This is a genomic window from Micromonospora sp. WMMD964, from assembly GCF_029581455.1.
Classification (GTDB): Bacteria; Actinomycetota; Actinomycetes; order Mycobacteriales; family Micromonosporaceae; genus Micromonospora.
Map to the genome: position 1 here is coordinate 1,406,307 of NZ_CP120860.1, position 21,474 is coordinate 1,427,780.

Sequence of the window (21,474 nt, forward strand, 5' to 3'; positions counted from 1 at the left end):
GGCTGACCTTCGGCGTGGGCGCGACTGGTCGGCCGGCGTTCAGCGCGGGTCGATCCGCTCCGCCAGCCCGGGGTAGCGCACCACGTAGCCGTTGTCGTCCAGATCGATGTCGGCGGTGAAGGTGCCGCTGGCGAAGCGCACCCGGCCCGGCCCGAGCCCGGTGTAGATCTGCTCGGCCGGCACCACCTCCAGGCCGGGCAGCAGCACCCAGGCGACGGTGATCCGGTGTGCCATGTCGGCCGGCTCGGCGGCCAGCCCGAGCCGGTGGACCGGCAGGGTGTTGAACAGCGGCGAGCCGCTGAGGTCGACGTCGAGCGCGTCGGCCAGCCGGTCCGGGTCGTCGGTGCCCGGCAGGCCGGCCCGGGGATGACCGGCGTTGACCAGGGCCCGGTCCAGGTCGCCCTGTTCCGCGGTGGTCACCCGCCACCGGTCAGCCGTCCGCTCCAGGGTCACCCTGCGCTGCCAGCCCAGCCCTTCGACCTCGACCTCGACCCGGGCGGTGGACCAGTCCGGTGCCGTGGTCAGCTGGTAGCGGGCGGTCCACGGGATCGGGTCCACGGCGAGCAGCGTGCCCCGGGCCGCCAACCCGCGGCTGTCGTCGAAGAGGACCTGCTCGCTGCCGGCGGTGTCCGTCCGGGACCAGAAGATTGACTGCGGCATGGTCGGCATGAGCCGGACGTTACGCGACCCGGCCCGCCTCGGCAGGGCATGCGCGAACGCCGCCGCGAAGCGTGCGCTCCGCGACGGCGTTCAGTGGATCAGCAGATCAGTGGGTACGCGCCGGCGGTCGCCCGCCGAAACCGCGCCGGTCGTCGCGCGGACGGTCGTCACGGGCACGGTCGTCGCGGGGACGGTCGTCCCGACCGCGGCCCTCCGGGCGGAAGCCGCCCCGAAAGTCCCGATCGCCGAACCGCCGCTCGTCGCGGTCACCGAACCGCCGCTCGTCGCGGTCACCGAACCGCCGCTCGCCCTGCGGCCGGTCACCGAAGCGCCGCTCGCCGGTCGGCCGGTCACCCCGGCCGTCCCGGTCACCGAACTGCGGCCGATCACCGAACCGGCGCTCGCCCTGCGGCCGGTCGCCGTAGCCCCGGGAGTCCCGATCGGCGTACCGCCGCTCGCCGGCGGGCCGGTCGCCGTAGCTCCGGTCGCCGGTCGGCCGGTCGCCGTAGCGCCGCTCGCCCTGCGGCCGGTCGCCGTGCTGCCGGTCGCCGTGCTGCCGGTCGCCGTGCTGCCGGTCACCGAACCGGCGCTCGCCGGTGGGTCGGTCACTGAAGCGCCGCTCGCCCTGCGGGCGGTCGCCGTAGTTCCGGTCGCCGGTCGGCCGGTCGCCGTAGCGGCGCTCGCCCTGCGGACGGTCGCCGTAGTTCCGGTCGCCCGTGGGCCGGTCGCCGTAGCGGCGCTCGCCCTGCGGACGGTCGCCGTAGCGCCGCTCGCCGGTGGGCCGGTCGCCGTAGCGGCGCTCGCCCTGCGGGCGGTCGCCGTAGCGGCGGTCGCCGCCTGTGCGGTCACCGAATCGGCGCGGGCCGCCGGAGCGGTCGCCGTAGCCGCGCGGCTCGGCCTCGACGCGAACCGGGACACCGCTGGGCTCCCGCGCCCCGACCAGCTCGGCCAACGCCTGGTCGCCGACCCGGACCCGGGTCTCGGCCGGCGCGACGCCGGCCTTCTCCATCATCGCCAGGGTGGTGCGGCGCTGCTTGGGCAGCACCAGCGTGGCGACCGCGCCCGACTCGCCGGCCCGGGCGGTGCGCCCGGCCCGGTGCAGGTAGTCCTTCGGGTCCTTCGGCGGGTCGACGTGCAGGACCAGGGTGACCCCGTCGACGTGGATGCCCCGAGCCGCTACGTCCGTGGCGACCAGCACGTTCATCCGGCCCTCACGGAACTCGGCGAGGGTCTTGGTGCGCATCCGCTGGGTCTTGCCGCCGTGCAGCCCACCGGCGCGTACCCCGACCGCGGCGAGCTGCTCGACCAGCCGGTCCACCCCGAGCTGCGTACGCGCGAAGACCATCGTCCGGCCGTCCCGAGCGGCGATCGACGCCGCCACCGGGAACTTCTCGTGCGGTGGGATCAACAACATGTGGTGGTCCATGGTGGACACCGAAGCGGTCGACGGCGCCGTCGAGTGGGTCACCGGGTCGTTCATGAACCGCTTGACCAACGCGTCGACGTCACCGTCCAGGGTGGCCGAGAAGAGTAGCCGCTGACCGTTCGCGGGCGTCTTCGCCAGCAGCTCGGTCACCTCGGGCAGGAAGCCCATGTCGGCCATCTGGTCGGCCTCGTCGAGCACCGTGACCTCGACGTCGTCGAGCTGGCAGATGCCCCGCTCGATGAGGTCACCGAGCCGACCGGGGGTGGCCACGATGATCTCCACGCCGCGCCGCAGCGCGTCGATCTGACGGTCGTACGGCACACCGCCGACGGCGGTCTTCAGGAACACGTTGAGCGCCTTGCCCAGCGGCAGCAGAGCGTCGTTGACCTGCATGGCCAACTCGCGGGTCGGGACCAGGACGAGGGCGCGCGGACGCATCGGGCGGGCCGGCTCGGCGGCGGCGACGCGGGCCAGCAGCGGCAGGCCGAACGCGAGCGTCTTGCCCGAACCGGTCTGCCCACGGCCCAGCACGTCCCGGCCGGCGAGCGCGTCCGGCATGGTGGCCCGCTGGATCTCGAACGGGCTGGTGATGCCCTGCCGCGCCAAGGCGCGGACCAGCGGCTCGGGCAGACCGAGCGCGGCGAAGTCGATGGAATCGGCGGCGTCGGTCGCCGGGGTGGGGTCGAAAACGGACGTGACGGTGCTGGAGTCAGCAGAGGTGGTCAACAAAAGCCTTTCGAGCGGGGCGCATCTTCGCGATGGCCTGCCGCGGCTGTGCCGCCGGATCGCCCGCAAGATCGCCCAGGGGCGCGCACCACGCGCGCCGGGTCAGTGATCTAAGCCAGTGTACGGCGGTCCGGCGAACCCGCCAGCCGGTTGCCCGACCGTAGTGGGCGGACTCACCATCGCGTCCACTCGGCGGCTCACCCGTTGAGCGCGCCGCCCACCAGACCGTCCAACACGTCGCCGGCGAGCAGGACGATCATGACGCTGATCGCGACCAGCAGCCCCAGCGCGGCGACCAGAACGATCACCACACGCGTGTTGCGGGATCGCTCGGCCGGCGTGTCCGCCCAGCCCTGGGCCAGGATGTGCCCGGTCAGCGAGCCGGACGTCTCCACCGCGTTGGTGGGCATCGCGATCGTGGTGAAGCCCGGTCCCTCACCGCTGCCGTAGACGGTGCCGGCCAGGTCGGAGCCGCCGCGTCGCCCGTCACGAACACCGGCCGGACCCGGTCCGGAATTGACCTCCGACCTGGCGGTCGGCCCGGTGGTCCGGGTGTTCCCGGTGCCGCTTCCGGTCGACGGGGGAGCGCCGACGCTGGACGGCGGCCAACTCGGCAGGGCGGGGGCCGGCACCACCGGCGGTGCGGAGACGGGTGTCTCGGCCCACCCGCCGCCTGACGTCGAGCGTGTCGTCTCGGCGGTGGCGGCCCATCCGGCCGGCGGTGCGGAGACCGACGCGGTCGCGCGTACACCGGGCGTGTCGCCCATCGCGGGCGGCGGCGGGAACGGCGGTGCCGGCATCGGGCCGGGCGGCGCCGGTGGCGCGGGCACGGGCGGTCCGGGTGGCGGAACGGGCGGCCCGGGGACGGGCGGAGACGGCGGACCCGGGATGGGCGGCACCGGTGAGGGCGGGGGTACGGGCGGGCCGGGGACCGGCGGGACCGGACCGGGCGGTGGCGTGGGTCGGGGCTGTGGCGTCGGCATCGGCCCGGGCGGGTACGGACCCGGCGTCGGCGCGGGTTCCGGCTCGGGTGGTGCCGGCTGGGTCGGCCCGGGGCCGGGCGGCGGGGGCGTCGGCTCCGGCTCGGGAGTCGCCGGCTGCGGCGGTTGGGCGGGCTGCGGCGGTTGCGCGGGCTCGGGCGGCTCGGGATTCACCGGCCCGGCTCCGTAGACGGTCGGTGTGCTGGCCCGCGGGTCCGGGGTGCCGATCGCACCGGCCGCGACGCGGCTGCTGCTGGGAACGGTGGCGCTGGCCCGGGCCGGTGCGGGCGACTCGTTGCGCTGCCCGGGGACCGCGACGTCGGCCGAGCCGGTCGCGCGGTAGGTGGTCGCGCTGGCCGGGGCGCTGGCCGGGAGATCGCTGCGGGACGCCCCGGCGGTCGCGACGCTGGCGCGGGCCCGTACCGGCGCGGCGGCCTGCTCCGGGCGGACCGCGGCGGGCGTCGTCTGGCCAGTGGCCTCGGCGGGCGTCGCCTGGCCGCCGGTCTCGGCGGGGATCGCCTGGTCGGCGGTTTCGGTCGGCGTCGTCGGGGCCGTGGTCTCGGCGGGCGTCGCCTGGCCGCCGGTCTCGGCGGGGATCGCCTGGCCGGCGGTTTCGGTCCGCGTCGTCTGGGCAGTGGCCTCGGCGGGAGCGGCCGGGGCTTCGGCGGCGTCTCCGGTGTCGGCGGAGCTGTCGGGAGACGCGGTGGCGGCGGCGTCTCCGGTGTCGGTTCGCGCGGCCTGGACCGTGTCGCTGAGGACCGGGTCAGCCCCCGAGGTCACGGGGTCGGTGGACGACGGCGGGTCGGACACCGGGTCAGCGCCGCCGAGCCCTGGCGGGTCGGCTCGGTCGACCACGGGGTCGACAGTCTCCGCCGGATCTCTCTGCTCGGCCATCTCCGCCCTCCGCGCCATGCTCGCACCCGGACCCGTGACGTCGAGTCGGATGTGCCTGGTTGTCACCGTGCCACAGATCGTCCCGAGCGGACAGCCGGAGCGGGTCGTGGCGGATCAACCGGTGGCGCTGGCGCTGCCCGTCGGGTTGCTGCCGCCGGTCGCGCTCGTGGTGGCCTTCGGCGTGGTCGGCGGCGTCGTCGTGTTCGGCGCGCTGGTGGGCGCCGAGGGCAGCGTGGTCGGCGTGTTGGTCGGGTTGGTGGTCTTGGTCGGCGTCGGCGTCGGCGTCAGAGTCGCGCTGCCGGTCGGCGTCGGCGTCGGGGTGGTGGTCTTGGTCGGCGTCGGCGTCGGGGTCGCGGACTTGGTCGGCGTCGGCGTCGGCGTGGCGGACTTGGTGGGCGTCGGCTTGGGGGTGGGCGTCGTGCTGGGCGTCGAGACCGGCGGAGTCGGAACCGTCACGATCGGCGCCGGTACCGCGCCGATCACCCGGGTCGCGGCGTACAGCCGGGACCAGCGGACGACCGAGATCTTGACGACGTCGCCGGTGGTGGGTGCCTGCACCATCTTGCCGTTGCCGATGTACATGCCGACGTGGTGGATCGTCGTCCAACTGCTGCCGGAGGCGAAGAAGAGCAGATCGCCGGGGAGCAGCGCGCCCTGCGGCACGGTCCGGGCCCGGGTGGCGGCGTACTGGTCCCGGGAGACCCGGGGCAGGTCGAAGTAGTCGGCGCCGGGAGACCGGTACGCCGCCCACATCAGACCGGAGCAGTCGAACTCGTCCGGCCCCTCCTCGGACCACTTGTACGGGTCGCCGAGCTGCGCCAGCGCGTACCGGACCGCGGCCAGTGCCCGGGGGTGCGCGGCCATGCCGCTGATGCTCTGGTTGGCGACGTAGCCGGCACCGTACTGCTGCTCGGCGGCCTCCTGCTGACGTTCGATCTCGATCAGTTGGGCGGCGTTGTCGCGGCGCAACTTGAGCAGGCTCGCCTCGGCAGTGCGCAGCGCCGTCTCGCTCGCGGTGAACTCCGCGTCGGCGGCGGCGAGCAGGTTCTTGGCCTCGGCGTGCTTCTGGTACGCCTCCTGCTCGGCGGCGCGGGCCCGGGACAGCCCTCCGGCCACGCCGGTGGTGCCGCCGTCGACCTTCTCGCCGCGGGTGATCTGCTGGAGGCGGCTCAGCTCTCGGATGTCCTCGGCGAGGTCACCGGGCGGCAGCGCGGCGGCTGCCTTGACGGCCTCGGCGGCTGCCGCGTCAGCCACCTGCTGCGCTCGAAGCAGGGCGTCCTGAGCGCTGGCAAGCACCTTGCCGGCGGATTCCACCTGGGCTTTCGCGTCGGACTGCTTCTGTTTGATCTTCAGAAGCGCATCGCCGAGTGTGCCGACCTGAGCTTCGCCGGCGTAGATCTGCGCGGCCAGCGGGCCGGTGCCGATGGTGCCCACCGGCGGCGCCGGGACGCCGGCGACGGGTGGGCCGCCGGGCAGTTGAACGGTGCCGATGGCCGGCGGTCGGGCGCCGGCGTCCGGCACCGTCGTGGGAATACCGGGCTCGGCGTACGCGGGGGTGGCCATCACGGCGGCGGCGATCGCACCGAGCAGGGCGGCCCAGAGCTTCGGACGCAGCACCGGCGAGATCACCGGGCTCCGTCGTCGCTGCCGTCGCCCGCGCCCGCTGTAGATCATGCCGCTCCCCGTCCCGCTGCTCCTCGCCGCGCACGGTGGGCGCGACCGCCGGGACGGTACCAGTGTGTGTGTTCCGCCCCACCTTGTTACTACCGCACCTCGCCAACCTTGTCGATGCGTGGCCGGGTTACGGGAGGCTGAGAGTTCGGTGAAGTGGGTCGCTGCCGGCGACCGTGCCGCCGGGGCTGTCGGCGTCCCGACGTACGCTCGACCGGGACCGCAGGTGGAAGGGACGTGCCATGGACGCCGGACTCAAGCGTGAGCTCGAAGCGAAGGTGTACGCCGGTGAGCGGCTGACCCGGGAGGACGGGGTCGCCCTCTACGAGAGTGACGACCTGACCTGGTTGGGGCGGCTGGCGCACCACAAGCGCACCGAGTTGAACGGTGAGCGGGTGATGTTCAACGTCAACCGGCACCTCAACCTGACGAACGTCTGCTCGGCGTCCTGTGCGTACTGCTCGTTCCAGCGCAAGCCGGGCGAGAAGGACGCGTACACGATGCGCATCGACGAGGCGGTCCGCAAGGCCAAGGAGATGGAGGGTGAGCAGCTCACCGAGCTGCACATCGTCAACGGTCTGCACCCGACGCTGCCCTGGCGTTACTACCCGAAGGTGTTGCGGGAGCTGAAGGCGGCGCTGCCGAACGTCAAGCTCAAGTGCTTCACCGCGACCGAGGTGCAGTGGTTCGAGAAGATCAGCGGTCTGAGCGCCGACGAGATCCTCGACGAGCTGATGGACGCCGGTCTGGAGTCGCTCACCGGCGGTGGCGCGGAGATCTTCGACTGGGAGGTCCGGCAGCACATCGTCGACCACGCCTGCCACTGGGAGGACTGGTCGCGCATCCATGCCCTGGCGCACAGCAAGGGCATGAAGACCCCGGCGACGATGCTCTACGGCCACATCGAGGAACCCCGGCACCGGGTCGACCACGTGCTGCGGCTGCGTGAGCTCCAGGACGAGACCGGCGGGTTCGCGGTCTTCATCCCGCTGCGCTACCAGCACGACTTCGTGGACTCGGCGGACGGCAAGATCCGTAACCGGATCCAGGCGCGCACCACCATGGCGTCGCCGGCCGAGTCGCTGAAGACGTTCGCCGTCTCCCGGCTGCTCTTCGACAACGTGCCGCACGTGAAGAACTTCTGGGTGATGCACGGGCTGTCGGTGGCCCAGCTCTCGCTGAACTTCGGCGTGGACGACCTGGACGGCTCGGTGGTCGAATACAAGATCACGCACGATGCCGACTCGTACGGCACCCCGAACACCATGCACCGCGAGGACCTGCTGCACCTGATCTGGGACGCCGGTTTCCAGCCGGTCGAGCGGGACACCCGCTACAACGTGGTCCGGGAGTACGACAAGGCCCCGTCGCTGGCGCAGCGGCGCGCCGAGCCGCAGCAGGTCTGGGCCTGAGTCACCACGTACCCTCGCAGTCGATGACCGAGCAGAGCGGTTCCGAGCAGCAGGGCGGGTTTCCCCGCCGGGACGCCGAGGGGCGGGTCGCCACCCTGGGTGACCTGCTCGGGGTGTGCCTGGCCGGGGTCGTCATCGGCGCGTTGGCGTTGGTGTTGTTCGACTGGGCGTTCGCCTCGATCGGCGCCGGTGACTTCGGGCACACCAACGGCTGGCTGGCGGTGATCCTGCCGGCGTGGCTGTTCTGGGACGACTTCCGGGCCTGGGATTTCGGTGCGGCGCGGGTGCTGGCGGCGGTGGTCGCCGCGGCCGTGGGCGTGTTCGTCGGTCTGCTGATCGCCGGGTTGGGCGCGGGGCTGCCGCCGCTGCTCTCCGGCGCGTTGGCGGCGGCGGCGTTCACCGTGGCGTACGCGGTGGTCTGGTTCCCGGGCGTCCGCTGGCTGGCCCGCCGGACCGGCTGACCGCTACCGCCCACCGGGCGGATCGACAGTTCCGCCGGCCTCGGCGGGCGACGGAGAGAACGGAGTGGTGCGGGTGAGCGCCGCGCTCAAGTACACGCTGGGCCGGATCGGGCTGTTCGTCGCCGTGCTGGCGGGTCTCTGGCTGATCGACATGAACGTGTTCCTGAAGCTGATGTTGGCGTTGGTCTTCTCCGCCGCGCTCTCCTTCTTCCTGCTGCGCGGGTGGCGGGACGAGATGGCCGGGGAGATGGCCGACGCGACCGAGCGCCGCCGGGCGGAGAAGGAGCGCCTCCGCTCCGCCCTGGCCGGCGAAGACCAAGACCCGAACCAGACCCCGCCCACCGACTCCTCACGTTGATCAAGAGGTTTGCGTCATCGAAGACGGGATCCGTGACGCAAACCTCTTGATCACCCGTGCAGAGGGCGGGGTGAGCCCGGTGGGTGGTGGGTTACCAGTTGGTGGAGCCTGGGACCTTGGGCCAGGGCTTGGACACCGGCTTGATCAGGTACGCGATGCCGCCGGAGCCGCCGGAGGTGCCCCCGCTGGCGTTGGTGCGCTTGGTCCGCAGCCAGATCTGTTCGAACTGCGCGCGCTTGTAGACGTTGCGCACCACGTCGTTGCTGGACGAGGCGGGGTCGTTGACGATCACGTCGCCGTCGGCGGTGAAGCCGACCACCACGAAGAGGTGTCCGGAGGTGCCGTAGTTCGCCCCGTCCAGCTCGCTGGCGAGGAAGGACTGGCTGGTCACGACGGGGATGCCGGCGGCGATGAATCGTTCCAGCTCGTCCAGCGAGTGCAGTCGGGTGACCCGCCCCTCCAGCCCGGGGAAGCCGGCCGCGTACGCGGTGTTGAACGGCCAGTTGCCCGCCCCGTCGTACGCGTAGTCGTAGGTCATCCGGGCCGCGTGGTTGACGGTGGGGTCGGGGTAGGTCGGGTCCACCCAGGAGGTGTCGGCCGCCGACGGCCTACGACCCCAGTACTCGACCACCATCTCCGTGGAGGTCGGTGAGCACCACGCCTCGCCGCCGCCGTCGTACTCGGGGTAGTGCCCGGCGTGCACGTTCTGCGAGTAACGCGGCACGGGCAGCTCGACGCCCCAGGCGATGTGCCCGGCGCTCGGCGTCACGGTGAACCGGTCCGGCACCGTGGAGCTCATCGCGCCGAGCATCCGGACCACCGGCGCGGCGGTCTGCCCGGGTGCCCGGTAGAGGGTCAGCCGCAGCTGGTACGACCGCAGCAGCACCCCGGCGGCGGCGTCATCGATGCTGAAGGTGTCGGTCCAGATCGTCGACCAGGGATCGCCCTGCCGCTCGACGCTGGTCCGCTTGATGTCGGTGTCGCCGGACGCCCAGCGACCCATGACGTACCACGGGGTCTGGTCACCGCTGGTGTAGCTGCCCTGCATCTCCACCTGGATCCAGGTGCCGGCGGGGGTCTCCGCGTTACATGAGGCGATCAGCTCGGTGGCGTCGAACCCGATCCGGGTCACCGGTGAGGTCCAGGTTCCGTACTCCCAGGTGCGGGCGGCGCCGGTGTGCGGGTCGACGTATTCGGTGGTGCCGGCCGGGCGGGCCAGGGTGAGGCCCGCCCGGGGGCCGGGCGCCACGCGGGTGCCGGACCGGTCGCCCCGGTGCCAGTCGGCGGGCCCGGACCAGTCCTGGAAGGTGATCTGCTCGTCGTGGCTGACGGCGGGTGGGCGGGCCGCCGTCGCGGGCGCGGCGGTGGCGAGCAGGGTGAACGCGGTGACGCCGGCGAGGGCGGCCGCGTGCAGGCGGGATCTGGCCATTGGTGCTCCGCGGTGTCGAGAGGGGCATCGTCGCTGGTCAGTTTTCCGCCCGGAGAGAAGTTTCGCCAGATGTTGGTGGGTGGAAAATCATTGCCGCCGAGATGATCGGCTCGGGATGGACAAGCCAGCGATCGATATTGATATGACCATGTGACAGGTGGTGAAGTGTCCTTCACCGAGCGGGATCTCCCGCCCATCGAGGAGGTAGTCCATGGCCCTCCGCACGTCCAACCCCCTCCGCCGCGTCCTGGTGCTCGCCGTCGTCGCCGGGCTGGGAATCGTCACCGTCGCCACCGGCCCCGTCGCCGCCCAGCCGGCGCCGGACCGGACCGCCGAGCCGGCCGCCGCCGGCTACCGGGTGCTCGGGCCCCGGACCCTCGCCGACCGCAACGCGGTGGCCCGCACCGGAGCCGCCATCGACTACTCCGAGCACGGTGTGCTGCACATCTCGGCGACCGCCGCCGAGGCTGCCGCGATCGGCAAGCTCGGCTTCCGGCTGGAACCCCTGGCCCCGCCGCCCAACGCCGAGCGCGGCGCCGGTGAGATCGGCACGCTGGCCTTCCCGCCCGCCGACTCCAACTACCACGACTACGCCGAACTGACCGCCGTCGTGAACCAGGTCGTCGCCGACCATCCGGCGATCGCCCGCAAGATCAGCATCGGATCGTCGTACGAGGGCCGCGACCTGATGGCGGTGAAGATCTCCGACAACGTCGGCACCGACGAGAGTGAACCGGAGATCCTGTTCAACGCCCAGCAGCACGCCCGTGAGCACCTGACCGTCGAGATGGCGATCTACCTGCTCAACCTCTTCACCGACAGCTACGGCAGCGACTCCCGGATCACCAACATCGTCAACAGCCGGGAGATCTGGATCGTGCCGACGGTCAACCCGGACGGCAGCGAGTACGACATCGCCACCGGGTCGTACCGGTCCTGGCGCAAGAACCGGCAGCCCAACAGCGGTTCGTCCAACGTGGGCACCGACCTGAACCGCAACTGGTCCTACAACTGGGGTTGCTGCGGCGGCTCGTCCGGCAGTACCTCGTCGGAGACCTACCGGGGGCCGTCGGCGTTCTCCGCGCCCGAGACGCAGGCGCTGCGCAACTTCGTCAACGGCCGGGTGGTCGGCGGCGTGCAGCAGATCAAGGCGAACATCGACTTCCACACGTACTCGCAGCTGGTGCTCTGGCCGTACGGCTACACCACGGCGAACACCGCGGCGGGTATGAGCGCGGACCAGTACAACACCTTCGCCACCATCGGGCAGCAGATGGCGGCCACCAACAACTACACACCGCAGCAGTCCAGCGACCTCTACATCACCGACGGGGACAGCATCGACTGGATGTGGGCAACCCACAACATCTGGGCGTACACCTTCGAGATGTATCCCGGCTCGTCCAGCGGCGGCGGCTTCTACCCGCCCGACGAGGTGATCCCCGCGCAGACCTCGCGCAACCGGGAGGCGGTGCTGATGCTCAGCGAGTACGCCGACTGCCCGTACCGGGCGATCGGCAAGCAGGCGCAGTACTGCGGCGGTGGTGGTGGCACCACGGTCTGGTCGGACACCTTCGAGACGGCCACCGGCTGGACCGTCAACCCGTCCGGCACCGACACCGCCACGGTCGGCGCGTTCGAACGGGGTGCCGCCCAGGCGACCACCTCCTCCGGCGCCAAGCAGCTCACCCCGTACGCCGGTTCCAACGACCTGGTCACCGGTCGGCTCGCCGGATCGGCAGCCGGTGACTACGACGTCGACGGCGGTGTGACGAGTGCCCGCTCCCCGGCGGTGACCCTGCCGTCGTCCGGCACGCTGACGCTCTCGCTGGCCTGGTACCTGGCGCACGGCTCGAACGCCTCGTCGGCGGACTACCTGCGGGTGAGCGTGGTGCACAACGGCGGTACCACCGCGCTGCTCACCCAGGCCGGCGCGGCCACCAACCGTAACGGGAGCTGGGCGGTCGCCAGCCTCAACCTCAGCCCGTACGCCGGCCAGTCGGTACGCATCCTGGTGGAGGCGGCGGACGCCTCCGGCGCCAGTCTGGTAGAGGCGGCTGTGGACAACGTCACCATCACGTCCTCCTGATCGGGTGGGGCCCCGCTCCGCCCGGCGGGGCCCCACCACCCGCCTCCGAGGTGCCGTATCCGGGACATATCCCGCACTGCGCGACGGTCCGGTTGATCGTCCAGCGCCGATCGACCCCTGGTCGATCCGGCACGTCGTGGCGGTGCGCTACCGTCTTAGCGACCAGTCCGCAGCGAAGCCGGTGCTAACCCGGCGCTGTCCCGCAACTGTGATGCCCCACTCCGGTGGGGACGAGCCAGGTCGCCTACGGATCGGTCGCGATACGCGCTCTCGAGGAAGGGCGCCTCGTGGGCGGGCGTACGAAAGTCCCTGTCGGCGAAGCACCACACTCCTCGACCGACAGGAGGCCCCCATGAACAGACGTACCCCTCGGCTCTTCGCCGCGACCCTCGCGGTCGCCGCGCTCGCCCTCGGCGCCTGCGCCGAGAAGGCCGACGACAAGCCGAGCGCCGGCACCGCGGCCGCCGCCTACCCGGTCACGGTCGGCGCGCTCACCCTCGACAAGCGTCCCGAGAAGATCGTCTCGCTGTCGCCCACCGCCACCGAGATGCTCTTCGCCATCGGTGCCGGCCCGCAGGTGACCGCCGTCGACGACCAGTCCAACTACCCGGCCGACGCGCCCAAGACCGACCTCTCCGGCTTCCAGCCCAACGCCGAGGCCATCGCTGGCAAGAGCCCCGACCTGGTGGTCCTCGCCAACGACACCAACAAGATCGTCGACCAGCTCACCAAGCTGAAGATCCCGGTCTACCTCACCCCGGCGGCGACCACGCTCGACGACTCGTACCGGCAGATCACCGAGCTGGGCACGCTCACCGGGCACGCCGACCAGGCCGACGACGTCGCCACCCGGATGAAGGACGACATCACCAAGCTGGTCAAGGACCTGCCGCAGCGCACCACGAAGCTCACCTACTTCCACGAGCTGGGCCCGGAGCTGTACAGCGCCACCAGCAAGACCTTCATCGGCTCGCTCTACAGCCAGGTCGGGCTGACCAACATCGCCGACCCGGCCGACGCGGACGGCAAGAACGGCGGCTACCCGCAGCTGTCCCAGGAGTTCGTCGTCAAGGCCAACCCGGACTTCGTCTTCCTGGCCGACTCCAAGTGCTGCCAGCAGAACGCCGACTCGGTCAAGGCGCGCAGCGGTTGGGCCGGGCTCACCGCGGTCAAGAACAACCAGGTGATCGCGCTGGACGACGACATCGCCTCCCGCTGGGGCCCGCGCGTCGTCGACCTCCTCCGGGTCATCATCGACGCGGTCGCCAAGGTGCCCGCGTGACCCCGACCCGTCGGTGACCGGGCCGCTGTCGGCGGCCCGGTCCGTCGGGCCACCACCGGTGGCCCGGCCCGCCGGGCTGCGCAAGCGTTGGCTGGTCGCCGGAGTGTTCGCGGTGCTCGTCGCGCTCGTCGCCGGGGTGTCCCTCGGGCCGGTCAGCCTGCCCGCCGGCAGCGTCGCCGCCGAACTGCTCAACCTGATCCCGGGCGTCCACCTCGACAGCGGCCTGTCCGAGCGGGAGATCGCGATCGTCACCGAGTTGCGGCTGCCCCGGGTGGTGCTGGCCCTGCTCGTCGGCGGCCTGCTCGCCCTCGCCGGGGGCTGCTACCAGGGCGTCTTCCGCAACCCGCTCGCCGACCCGTACCTCCTGGGGGTGGCCGCCGGCGCCGGCCTCGCGGTCACCGCGGCGATCGCCCTCGGCGGCGCCGGCCGGGAGGGGGCGATCTCCGGGCTGCCGATGACCATCCCGTTGGCCGCGTTCGCCGGGTCGCTGCTCGCCGTGACGATGACCTACGTGCTCGGCGCGGCCGGCGGGCGCAGCCACTCACCGGCGATGCTGATCCTGGCCGGGGTGGCGGTCTCCGCGTTCCTCTCCGCCGGGCAGACCTACCTGCTGCAGAAGCACGCCGACAGCATCCAACCGGTCTACTCCTGGCTGCTGGGTCGGCTCGCCACCGCCGGTTGGCACGACGTGCTGCTGGTGCTCCCGTACGCCGTGCTGACCACTGTGGTGGTGCTGCTGCACCGCCGTGAGCTGGACGTCCTGGCCGTGGGTGACGACGAGGCGAAGAGTCTGGGCCTGCACCCGCAGCGCACCCGCTACCTGTTGATCGCGGCAGCTTCCCTGGGCACCGCGGCGGCGGTATCCGCCACCGGCCTGATCGGCTTCGTCGGCATCATCGTGCCGCACACCGTCCGGCTGCTCGCCGGGTCGAGCTACCGGATGATCCTGCCGTTGTCCCTGCTGTTCGGCGGTGCGTTCCTGGCCCTGACCGACGTGGTGGCCCGCACCGCCGCCGCCCCGGCCGAGGTGCCGATCGGAGTGGTGACCGCCCTGCTGGGCGGCCCGTTCTTCGTGATCGTGCTGCGCACCGCCCGGCGGGTGCTCACGTGAGCCGCGAACCCGTCGCCGACCCGTCCGCCGCCGGCTCTTCCGGCGGCGTACCCGCCGTCGAGGTGCGCGGCCTGCACGTCGACCTCGGCGGCACACCGATCCTGACCGGCGTCGACCTCACCGTCGCCCCCGGCGAGTGGGTCACCGTGATCGGCCCGAACGGCGCCGGCAAGTCGACCCTGTTGCGCGCCGTCGGCGGCCTGCTGGCCGCGCCCGAGGCCATCACCCTCTTCGGTACGCCGAGCACGGCGCTGCGCCGCCGGGACCGCGCCCGGGTGGTGGCCACCGTGGCACAGTCGCCGGTGGTGCCGGCCGGCATGTCGGTGCTGGACTACGTGCTGCTCGGCCGGACCCCGTACATCCCGACGCTGGGCCGGGAGTCGACCGCCGACCTCGACGCCGTGCACGAGGTGCTCGGGCGACTGGACCTCACCGGCTTCCACCGTCGCGAGCTGGCCACCCTCTCCGGCGGTGAACGGCAGCGGGTGTTCCTCGCCCGCGCGCTCGCCCAGGGGGCGACACTGCTGCTGCTCGACGAGCCGACCAGCGCCCTGGACATCGGTCACCAGCAGGAGGTACTGGAGCTCGTCGACCAGTTGCGCCGTGAGCACGGCCTGACCGTCCTCGCCACGATGCACGACCTCTCCCTGGCCGGCGAGTACGCCGACCGGATGGTGATGCTCGCCGGCGGTCGGGTGGTGGCCGCCGGGTCCCCGTCGGAGGTGTTGACCGAGCACCTGCTCGCCACCCACTACCGGGCCAGCGTCCGGGTGGTCCCGGGCACCCACGGCCCCCTGGTGGTCCCCGTCCGCCCCACCCGCCCCGACCCCCTCGGGGCTCGTGGGTCAGGCGCCCAGGTCGATGACGGAGAAGAGGGCGCCCTGGGGGTCGCGTAGGGCGGCGAACCGGCCCGACGGGATGTCCCGGGGTGGGACCAGGATCGTTCCGCCCAGCTCGGCGGCGCGGGCCGCGGCGGCGTCCGCGTCGGTGACCGCGAAGTACACCGTCCAGTACGCGGGCAGGTCGGCCGGGAAGTCGTCGGCCAGCGGCGGCATCATCCCGGCGACGATCTGCGTCCCGAGCCGCCAACCGGTGTACGTCACGGGCCCCACCGCCTGGTCGTCCGGCTGCCAGCCGAACACCAGCTCGTAGAAGACCTTCGCACCCTCCGGGTCGGGGGTGACCAGTTCGTTCCAGCTCATCGCGCCCGGCACGTTGAACACTTCGGCACCGGTCATCGCCAGGGGTTGCCAGACGCTGAAGGTGGCGCCGGCCGGGTCGGCGAAGACGGCCATCCAGCCTCGGTCGAACACCTCGAACGGCGGTACGACGACCTGCCCACCGGCCCGTTCGACCCGGCCGGCGACCAGCTCCGCGTCGTCGGTGGCGACGTACGTCGACCAGATCGGCACCTGGTCCGGGATCGCCGGTGGCCCGGCCCCGGCGACCGGCTTCCCGTCCAGCAGGAAGACCGTGTAGCCACCCGCCTCGGGTTCCGGTGTCACCCGGCCGGTCCAACCGAACAGTTCCGGGTAGAAGCGCCGCGCGTCGTCCAGGTCCGGGGTGGCCAGGTCGGCCCAGCAGGGCGTACCCGGCGGGACGGTGCTCACGTCAGGACCCCTCTCACCCCGGGGCGACCACGGCGGCCCCCTGCGGGAATCCTGGCACCGTCCCGCCGCGGCTCGGGGCGGAAACGGACGAATCGTCAGCTGAACCGGCGACCCTCGTCCCGTCGGTAGGCCCAGCCGGCGAGCGTGGCGAGCAGCACCACCCAGACACCGAGCATGATCAGCGCCAGCGGTTGGACGCGGTAGTCGCTGACCGCCGCCCACATCAGCTCGGCCGCACCCCGGGTGGGCAGGAACGGGGCGATGGTCTCGATGAATCCGGGCGCGTCGCCCGGCGCGGAGAGCAGCCCGCCGCCGAACGCGAGCGGCAGGAAGACGACCTGCGCGACGACGATCGCCGCCTTGCTCGGCAGCGAGTAGCCGATGGCCAGGCCCATCAGCGTGAACGGCACCGAGATGACGGCCACGGTGCCGATGGTCAGCAGGAACGCCGCCGGGGTGGTCTCGGCCGCGGTCAGCGTCGCGCCGATCACGACGACCGGGATCAGCGAGAGGTACGTCAGTGCCAGACCGGCCAGCACACGGCCCGCGAACCGGGGCGCCGGTCCGGCCGGCAGGGTCCGGGTGTACGGGTTCCAGGGCTGGTCGCGGTCCTCGGCGACGCCGACGCCGTACTGGAAGATGTTGGCGCTCATCACCGAGAAGGTGACCATCGACGCGGTGGCGAGAGTGGCCCCGACCGAGTCGTCACCGGCGAACGGCACCACGAAGAAGATCATGGCGGCGGCCGGGAAGAAGGCGCTCCCGAAGACCGCCACCGGAATCCGGATGATCTCCAGGAGTTGGTATCGGGCGTGGACCAGGGCGAGTTGCACGGCGGCCTCCTCAGACGGTGGTGGGTCGGCCGCCGGTGACGGCGGTGCTGGCTGGGTCGCCGGTGGCGGCGGTGCTGGCTGGGTCGCCGGTGGCGGCAGTGCTGGCTGGGCCGCCGGCGGCGGCGCGGTCCTCTGCCGTGGCGGGTCGTCCCGCCGCGGTGGTCTGGCCCGGGGTGGACCCGTCCCCGCTGGTGATGGCGAGGAACGCCTCCTCCAGCGAGGTCGGTCGTACCTCCAGGTCGGTGAAGTCGGCTCCGGCCGTGACCAGCGCACGGACCAGTTCGTCGGCGTCGGTGGTGAGCAGGTGCACCCGGCCGTCGATCCGTTCGGTGCGGACGATCCCGGGCAGGTCGGGCAGGTGGTCGGCGACGAGGCTGACCCGGCGTACGCCGACGATGCCGCGCACCGCGGCCACCGTGTCGTCGGCGAGCACCCGGCCCTGCCCGATCACCACCACCCGGTGGGCCAGCGCCTCCACCTCCTCCAGATAGTGGCTGCTCAGCAGCACGGTGCCGCCGTCGGAGTGGAACGCGCGGATCGCCTCCCACAGGGTGTGCCGGGCGGCCACGTCCAGGCCGGTGGTCGGCTCGTCGAGGAGCACCAACCGGGGTCGGCCGACGAACGCCAACGCCACCGCCAGCCGACGGCGCTGCCCTCCGGAGAGCCCACCGGTCTGCCGTCGGGCGAGGTCGCCCAGGCCGAACCGGTCGAGCAGTTCGGCGCGGGGAACCGGGTCCGGGTAGTGCGCGGAGACGAAGTCGACGACCTCCCCGACCCGCAACGTGCCCGGCAGGCCGGTCTCCTGCGGGGTCACCCCGATCTGTCGTCGGCTCGCCGGATCGCGGGGGTCGCCACCGAACAGCTCGACCCGCCCCGAGCTGGGGCGGCGCAGACCGACGAGCAGGTTCATCAGGGTGCTCTTGCCGGCGCCGTTCGGACCGAGGAGGCCGACCAGCTCACCGGCCCGGACTTCGAGGTCGACGCGGTCGAGGGCGAGGACGTCGCCGTACCGGCGGCTGGCCTGGTCGGCGCGGGCGAGGGTCATGACTGCTCCTTCGACGGAATGGGGTCGAGCAGGGCGCGGATGGCTTCGGTGTACTCCTCGAACGCCAGCCGACCCCGCCGGCTGAGCCCGACCAGGGTCGCCGGGGTGCGTCCACGATGGGTCTTGGTGATCTCCACGTAGCCGGCGTCCTCGAGTTTGCGCAGGTGCACGGAGAGGTTGCCGGCGGTCATCCCGAGCAGTTCCTGCAGGCGCGGGAAGGTGATCCGGTCGCCGACGTTGAGTGCGGAGAGGCTGGCGACCACCCGCAACCGGGCCTGGGCGTGGATGACCGGATCCAGTTCGGTCACGGCTGCTGTCGCTGTCGCTGTCGTCGCCGGGCGAGCGCACCGGCCACCAGGATCCCGCCGCCGCCGGCCACCGAGACGACCAGTGCGTGCCAGCCCGGCCCGGCGAACGCGCCGGCCAGGTTGATCACGCTGATCCAGACGCCCAGTCGGAACAGGTCCCGGTCCAGCCAGATCGCCCCGCCGGCCATGTGCAACGCGGCGGTCAGCCCGACGGCCGTCGCCGACCAGAGCAGTCCCGCCAGGTCGTGCGGCAGGTGTTCGGTGATCCGGCCGAGCCCCGCGTAGACGCTCACCGAACCGAGGCCCCAGGCACACCCGTACCAGCGGCCACGCCGCGCGGAGTCGCCGCTCAACTGACCGTACGCCCGAGCGCTGGCCACCGCCTGGACCGCCGCCGCGGCAAGGAGCAGCGCGAAGAGGACGGTCAGCGGCAGCCAGCCCGGGAGTCGGAGCAATTGCTCCTCGCCTGGGGGGAACCGCAGGAAGAAGAGACCGAAGCCGACCAGCCAGGCGACTCCCCACGGCCAGTAGAGCAGGCGGGCATCGGGATCGATCCGGCGTGCCGTCGCGGATCGCTGGGCCTCGATCAGCCGGAGCGCTGCCGCGGCGTCGGCGGGTGGGAGGTCATCGTCTGGGTACACGCAAACTACTTTACGAAACAAAGTCAAGGCCGCGTCACCCCGTCGTCGCGGCCGGGTCACCGATCGCGGCGAGCAGTGCCTATGGTGGAAAGTCGTAGCGGCTGATCCGTCGCACAGGACACAGGGGAGGGTCCGTGTCGAGCCCGAGCAGAGAGCTGGAGGTCCAGCCGGAGGCGCTGACGGCGTTCGCCAAGGCATCCACCGACCGTGCGGCGCGTTTTCGCGAGTTGCACCGCTCGTTCGGTGAAGGGCACGTCCCCCGGCACGCGTTCGGGGTGATGCCGGCGTCGTTCAGCCTCGCGGCGGCGTACGCCGAACAGTTCGAGGCCTGCCTGCAGGGGCTGGCCGACGGCGCCGAAGTGATGGCGGACATCGCCGAAGGGCTCGACGACACCGCGGGCGCCTACACCGGCACCGACGTCGCCAACACCGACATGTTCGTGCCCGGCCGCCCGGCCGCTCCCGACGTCATCGCACCCGGCCCCTGGTCACCGGGCACCTCGTCCACCGGCGACACGACCGGGCCGGTGCCCGCGTGAGCACCGAGGCGTTGACGCGCAACAAGACCTACTTCGAGCAGATCGTGTCCGGCACCCCCGACCCGTTCAAGCCGCTGTCCAACGCGGTGCTCTGGCCCTTCGAGCAGCTCCTCGAACTCGTCGCGGGCGAGCCCGACGACCTGATGCGCGCCGCCCAGCTCTGCCTCGACACCGGCGCGGCGGTCCGCGAGATCGCCGGTGAGCAGATCCAGCACCGGGCCCGCCTCCGGGGGGCCTGGTCGGGTGACGCCGCCGAGAGCTTCCACGCGTCGATGGAGTCGGTGGAGGAGGCCATCGAGGAGCTGGCGAAGGGGTTGGACGGCACCAAGGAGGTGCTGGTCGATGCCGCCAACGCCGCTGTCGACGCGTTCAACCTGCTGGTCGAGCTGATCCTCGAGTTCCTGCTCTGGTTCCTCACCGAGGTGATCATCGCGGCGGTGGCGGCGGCGCTGAGCGCAGGCATCTCGCTCGCGGCGACCGTCGTGCGGGTGCTGGCGCGGCTCGCCACCACCGTCGGGCGGATGGTCAAGATCGTCGCTCGGTTCGCCGAGATCCTGACGAAGCTGGCCACGAAGATGCAGAAGGTCGCCGAGCTGCTGATGAAGTACCGTCGCGCGGTCCTGGAGATCCGCAAGGCGAAGAAGGCGTACCGGGCCTGGAACAAGTCCGGCTGGACGGCCGAGGCCAGGGCGTTCCAGATCGAGAAGTTCAAGACGCTCTTCCCGGGCAAGTTCCTGATCAACCAGGCGTCTCCCGTCAACATCCCCGGCCTCGGTGGCGCCCTGCTGGACACCGGCGTCGGCATGCACGACATCTCCGACGGCACGAAGGACCGCAACTACCTGGTGGACGGCACGTACCGCGAAGATCTGGGCCCCTACACCAAGGGCGTGCAGAATGTCTTCGACTCCATCCTGACCTGAGGGGACCGCCATGACCTTTCCCGGTCTGGACCGCATCGAGGCACTGGCCCGCAACCTGGACAGCTGGCAGCGCGAGCTGGCCGGCAAGATGACCGAGTTGGAAGACAGCAGTGCCGACGGCATGAGCGACTCCGGCCTGGTCCGGGTCACCGCCGCCGCGGACGGCACGATCGTCTCGACCGAGGTCAACGCCCGGGCGATGCGCCTCGACTCGTACACCCTGGCCGAGGAGTTCACCGCCGCCGCCAAGCGTGCCCAGGAGGCGGCCGCCGCCCGGGTCCGCGAACTGGTCGGTGAGGTGATGGCCGACGCGCCCGGCGGCGGTCGGCCGGTCGATGCCCCCGGCGGCGGTGGGGTGATGGCCGACGCGCCCAGCGGCGGTCGGTCGGCCGCGAGCAGTCAGGCGCCCGACGACCGTCCGGATTGGTACTGAGCCGGTGGCGGACAACAGGTACCAGGAACGACTCAGCCAGCTCGTCGAGCCGGGCGAGCGGGTGCTCGCCATCGCGAAGACCGAGATCGCCCAGGGTGCCCGACCGGCAGAGATGCCAGCCACCGACAGCCCGGAGTCGTCCAGCGGCGGTCGTGGCGGCATCCTCGCCAGCGGGCTGCTCAACCTGATCTCGCCGCTGATCTCCTTCTCGGCCGGAGACCGGCTCGTCGACCGCGTCGCCTACGGCATCGCCGGGCGGGGGGCGCCGGGTTCGGCCGCGTCCGCCCTGCAACACTCCCGACGCCCGGTGCCCCCGGCGACCACTGTCGAGGACACCATCCTCGCCGTCACCGACCGACGGTTGCTGGTGTGCGCCTCCGGGCCGATGAAGCTCTGGTCCAGTCAGGCCGACGACGAGAGGGCGGCAGCGCAGACCCGGGTGGTCTGGTCGGCGCCCCGAGCCGCCGTAGCCGACGCACGGGTGGGCTGGCACCGGCTCAACCCCAAGCGACTCCGGATCAGGTTCACCGACGGGTCCTGGTTGGCGTTCGTCGTGCCGATCGCCGAGTCCGGCAAGCCGTTGCGCGAGATCGCCGCAGCCCTCACCGACCGCTGAGCGACGCCGACCCGCCCTGGCGCGTCC

General features: G+C 72.2%; 21 protein-coding genes and 1 riboswitch. Of the genes, 11 read left to right on the forward strand and 10 right to left on the reverse strand.

Annotated elements, in window-relative coordinates; translation table 11 throughout:
* Positions 1 to 39: 39 nt before the first annotated feature.
* The 4 genes from O7616_RS06630 to O7616_RS06645 form a co-directional block, all read right to left on the reverse strand.
* Positions 40 to 660 (reverse strand): putative glycolipid-binding domain-containing protein, encoded by a 621-nt coding sequence (locus O7616_RS06630; RefSeq protein ID WP_282307550.1) that lies wholly within the window; start codon positions 658 to 660, stop codon positions 40 to 42.
* 106 nt (positions 661 to 766) lie between these two features.
* Positions 767 to 2,812: a DEAD/DEAH box helicase gene (locus tag O7616_RS06635; RefSeq protein WP_282306045.1), complete on the reverse strand. Its 2,046-nt coding sequence runs from the start codon at positions 2,810 to 2,812 to the stop codon at positions 767 to 769.
* Positions 2,813 to 3,009: 197 nt separating this feature from the next.
* Positions 3,010 to 4,686: a hypothetical protein gene (locus O7616_RS06640; protein ID WP_282306046.1), complete on the reverse strand. Its 1,677-nt coding sequence runs from the start codon at positions 4,684 to 4,686 to the stop codon at positions 3,010 to 3,012.
* 114 nt (positions 4,687 to 4,800) lie between these two features.
* Complete coding sequence (locus O7616_RS06645) at positions 4,801 to 6,360, reverse strand: NlpC/P60 family protein (RefSeq protein WP_282306047.1); 1,560 nt, start codon at positions 6,358 to 6,360, stop codon at positions 4,801 to 4,803.
* Positions 6,361 to 6,599: 239 nt separating this feature from the next.
* On the opposite strand from O7616_RS06645, the gene mqnE reads away from it, so the two are divergent.
* The 3 genes from mqnE to O7616_RS06660 all read left to right on the forward strand — a co-directional run bounded on the left by mqnE (position 6,600) and on the right by O7616_RS06660 (position 8,588).
* Positions 6,600 to 7,769: an aminofutalosine synthase MqnE gene (gene mqnE, locus O7616_RS06650; RefSeq protein WP_282263155.1), complete on the forward strand. Its 1,170-nt coding sequence runs from the start codon at positions 6,600 to 6,602 to the stop codon at positions 7,767 to 7,769.
* 23 nt (positions 7,770 to 7,792) lie between these two features.
* Positions 7,793 to 8,230, forward strand: a complete 438-nt coding sequence (locus tag O7616_RS06655; protein WP_282306048.1) for a hypothetical protein — start codon at positions 7,793 to 7,795, stop codon at positions 8,228 to 8,230.
* A gap of 73 nt (positions 8,231 to 8,303) precedes the next feature.
* Entirely contained in the window at positions 8,304 to 8,588 is a 285-nt protein-coding gene (locus O7616_RS06660) for a DUF4229 domain-containing protein (RefSeq protein ID WP_282306049.1), read from the forward strand.
* A gap of 91 nt (positions 8,589 to 8,679) precedes the next feature.
* Here O7616_RS06660 and O7616_RS06665 read toward each other — a convergent pair whose 3' ends face one another.
* Positions 8,680 to 10,017, reverse strand: a complete 1,338-nt coding sequence (locus O7616_RS06665) for a C39 family peptidase (RefSeq protein ID WP_282306050.1) — start codon at positions 10,015 to 10,017, stop codon at positions 8,680 to 8,682.
* A gap of 211 nt (positions 10,018 to 10,228) precedes the next feature.
* Here O7616_RS06665 and O7616_RS06670 point away from each other — a divergent pair, with 211 nt between their 5' ends.
* The 4 genes from O7616_RS06670 (at position 10,229) to O7616_RS06685 (ending at position 15,395) form a co-directional block, all read left to right on the forward strand.
* On the forward strand, positions 10,229 to 12,106 hold the full coding sequence (locus tag O7616_RS06670; protein ID WP_282306051.1) for a M14 family zinc carboxypeptidase: 1,878 nt from the start codon (positions 10,229 to 10,231) through the stop codon (positions 12,104 to 12,106).
* A gap of 123 nt (positions 12,107 to 12,229) precedes the next feature.
* A riboswitch (cobalamin riboswitch) is annotated at positions 12,230 to 12,366 on the forward strand.
* Positions 12,367 to 12,458: 92 nt separating this feature from the next.
* Positions 12,459 to 13,388, forward strand: coding sequence for an ABC transporter substrate-binding protein (locus tag O7616_RS06675; RefSeq protein ID WP_282306052.1), 930 nt, complete (start codon positions 12,459 to 12,461; stop codon positions 13,386 to 13,388).
* A 13-nt stretch (positions 13,389 to 13,401) separates the two neighbouring features.
* Positions 13,402 to 14,499, forward strand: a complete 1,098-nt coding sequence (locus O7616_RS06680) for an iron ABC transporter permease (protein WP_282306053.1) — start codon at positions 13,402 to 13,404, stop codon at positions 14,497 to 14,499.
* On the forward strand, positions 14,496 to 15,395 hold the full coding sequence (locus tag O7616_RS06685) for an ABC transporter ATP-binding protein (protein ID WP_282306054.1): 900 nt from the start codon (positions 14,496 to 14,498) through the stop codon (positions 15,393 to 15,395). The genes O7616_RS06680 and O7616_RS06685 overlap by 4 nt, the downstream gene beginning before the upstream one ends.
* On the opposite strand, the gene O7616_RS06690 is transcribed toward O7616_RS06685, so the two are convergent.
* The 5 genes from O7616_RS06690 to O7616_RS06710 form a co-directional block, all read right to left on the reverse strand.
* Entirely contained in the window at positions 15,345 to 16,109 is a 765-nt protein-coding gene (locus O7616_RS06690; protein WP_282306055.1) for a VOC family protein, read from the reverse strand. The two genes, O7616_RS06685 and O7616_RS06690, sit on opposite strands and share 51 nt — an antisense overlap.
* Positions 16,110 to 16,204: 95 nt before the next feature.
* Positions 16,205 to 16,942, reverse strand: coding sequence for an ABC transporter permease (locus O7616_RS06695; RefSeq protein WP_282306056.1), 738 nt, complete (start codon positions 16,940 to 16,942; stop codon positions 16,205 to 16,207).
* A 10-nt stretch (positions 16,943 to 16,952) separates the two neighbouring features.
* Positions 16,953 to 17,987, reverse strand: coding sequence for an ABC transporter ATP-binding protein (locus tag O7616_RS06700; RefSeq protein ID WP_282306057.1), 1,035 nt, complete (start codon positions 17,985 to 17,987; stop codon positions 16,953 to 16,955).
* On the reverse strand, positions 17,984 to 18,295 hold the full coding sequence (locus tag O7616_RS06705) for a transcriptional regulator (RefSeq protein ID WP_282263143.1): 312 nt from the start codon (positions 18,293 to 18,295) through the stop codon (positions 17,984 to 17,986). The genes O7616_RS06700 and O7616_RS06705 overlap by 4 nt, the downstream gene beginning before the upstream one ends.
* A complete protein-coding gene (locus O7616_RS06710; protein WP_282306058.1) occupies positions 18,292 to 18,936 on the reverse strand; it encodes a transporter in 645 nt (214 codons plus the stop codon). Before O7616_RS06710 ends, O7616_RS06705 begins: the two co-directional genes overlap by 4 nt.
* A 134-nt stretch (positions 18,937 to 19,070) precedes the next feature.
* Between O7616_RS06710 and O7616_RS06715 the strand changes: the two genes are divergently transcribed.
* From O7616_RS06715 to O7616_RS06730, 4 genes are read left to right on the forward strand one after another with little or no spacing between them, the layout of a single operon-like run.
* Entirely contained in the window at positions 19,071 to 19,475 is a 405-nt protein-coding gene (locus O7616_RS06715) for a type VII secretion target (protein WP_282306059.1), read from the forward strand.
* On the forward strand, positions 19,472 to 20,398 hold the full coding sequence (locus tag O7616_RS06720; RefSeq protein WP_282263139.1) for a WXG100 family type VII secretion target: 927 nt from the start codon (positions 19,472 to 19,474) through the stop codon (positions 20,396 to 20,398). Before O7616_RS06715 ends, O7616_RS06720 begins: the two co-directional genes overlap by 4 nt.
* A 10-nt stretch (positions 20,399 to 20,408) precedes the next feature.
* Positions 20,409 to 20,831: a YbaB/EbfC family nucleoid-associated protein gene (locus O7616_RS06725; protein ID WP_282306060.1), complete on the forward strand. Its 423-nt coding sequence runs from the start codon at positions 20,409 to 20,411 to the stop codon at positions 20,829 to 20,831.
* Positions 20,832 to 20,835: 4 nt separating this feature from the next.
* Complete coding sequence (locus tag O7616_RS06730; RefSeq protein WP_282306061.1) at positions 20,836 to 21,447, forward strand: hypothetical protein; 612 nt, start codon at positions 20,836 to 20,838, stop codon at positions 21,445 to 21,447.
* Positions 21,448 to 21,474 lie beyond the last annotated feature (27 nt).